The sequence below is a fragment of the Pseudomonas sp. CAM1A genome, assembly GCF_047501685.1.
Classification (GTDB): domain Bacteria; phylum Pseudomonadota; class Gammaproteobacteria; order Pseudomonadales; family Pseudomonadaceae; genus Aquipseudomonas.
In genome coordinates this window covers 1-1,726 of sequence record NZ_JBFNXP010000041.1, presented here as the reverse complement: position 1 = coordinate 1,726, position 1,726 = coordinate 1, and the positions used below count along the sequence as shown (strand labels likewise).

Genomic DNA, 1,726 nt, shown 5'->3' with positions numbered 1-1,726 from the left:
CGCAGCTTGATCTGCTGGTCGGCACGCCCCAGGTAACGCAAGGTACCGTCGGCCTGCCAGCTCACCAGGTCGCCACTGCGGTACATGGTGCCGCCGTTGAACGGATCCGGCAGGAAGCGCTCAGCGGTCAGCTCCGGCTGCCCCAGATACCCCAGGGCCACACCGTCACCGGCGATGTACAACTCGCCCACCGCTCCTGCCGGCAGCAGTTGCTGACGAGCATCGAGCACGTAGCAGCGGCTGTTGCCGATCGGTTTGCCAATCGGGATGCTGCCCTCGCCCACCTCGGTAATCTCGTGGGTGGTGCTAAAGGTGGTGGCCTCGGTCGGGCCGTAGCCATTGAGCAGGTGTTGCGGCGCACCATCGCGCAGCACCCGGGCGATCACCGTCGGGTCCAGCACATCGCCACCGACCATCAGGTAACGAAGGCCCCGGAACGCCGGCAGCAGGTCGTCGGCGAACTGGTGGAACAGCCCGGCGGTCAGCCACAGCACGCTGACGCCTTGCTCCAGCAGCACTTCGCGCAGGCCCTGACGCGACAGGACCGTGTCCTGGTCGATCACCACCACCGCACCGCCGTTGAGCAGCGGCGCCCAGACCTCCAGGGTGCTGGCGTCGAACGCCGGGTTGGAGGCGAAGGCCACCCGATCCAAGTGGTTGAAGTCGGCGAAACCATTGTTGATCACCAGGCGCACGATGGCCCGGTGCGGCACCTGCACGCCCTTCGGTGTACCGGTGGAACCGGAGGTGTACATGACATACGCCGCGCTACCGGCGTCCACCGCCAGGCCCAACGGCGCATCCGTGTAGCCGCTCAGGTCAATGCAATCGAGTTCGACCCGGCGAGCCCCCGAAACCAGCGGTTGGTCACTGTGAGTCAGCACCAGCACCGCCTGACTGTCGTCCACCATGAACGCCTGACGCTCGACCGGGGCGTTACCGTCCAGCGGCACGAACACCCCCGCGCACTTGCACACCGCCAGCTGGGCCGTCAGCAGGTCGACCGACCGAGGCAGCAACAGGGCTACCCGGTCACTCGCCCGCACACCCTGTTCGAACAGGTAACAAGCCAAGCGATTGGCCTGGGCCTCGAGCTGGGCGAAGGTCCATTGATGCTTGCCATGGACCACCGCCAGCGCATCCGGCGAGTTCGCGGCCTGGGCCTCGAACAACCGGTGCACGGCCAAGTCACACGGATAGTCACGCGCCGTGGCGTTGAACAGCCGCGCCACACGCTCGCGTTCGGCGTCCGGCAAGGCGTTGATACCATTCAACGGTGCCGTCGGCGTGTCCGCCAGCGTATCGGCCAGCCGCGCCAGGGCCGTCTGCAACAGTTGACAGACCAGTGGCCCGTCCACCTGCGGCACGGCCTGCACGGTCAGGGCGAAACCGTCGCCCAGATCATCGACGCTGACCACCAGTGGGTAGTTGCTGCGCTCATGGGCGACCAGCAGTTCGATGCCCTGCCAGGCCTGTGCCCGCTCGGCGCCGGTGGCCGCGCTGTGGCGGTAGTTGAGCAGGCTGGTGAACAGCGCCTGGGAGGCCGGCACGCCACTGCAGCGCTGGGCCAGGGCCAAGGACGCCTGCTCGTGGGCCAGCAGGCGCGCCAGGCGTTGGTGAGTCAGGCGCACGCCGTCGACTACGTCCATCGCTCCCACGCTGACCCGCAGCGGCAGGGTGTTGATGAACATGCCCAGCGCCCGCTCGGCGCCTTCGCCGCCCTGCA

At 67.6% G+C, this 1,726-nt stretch carries 1 protein-coding gene; it reads right to left on the bottom strand.

Annotated elements, in window-relative coordinates; translation table 11 throughout:
* Positions 1–1,726: non-ribosomal peptide synthetase (locus ABZO33_RS26785; protein WP_414538498.1), on the bottom strand; the 1,726-nt coding region annotated here is incomplete at both ends.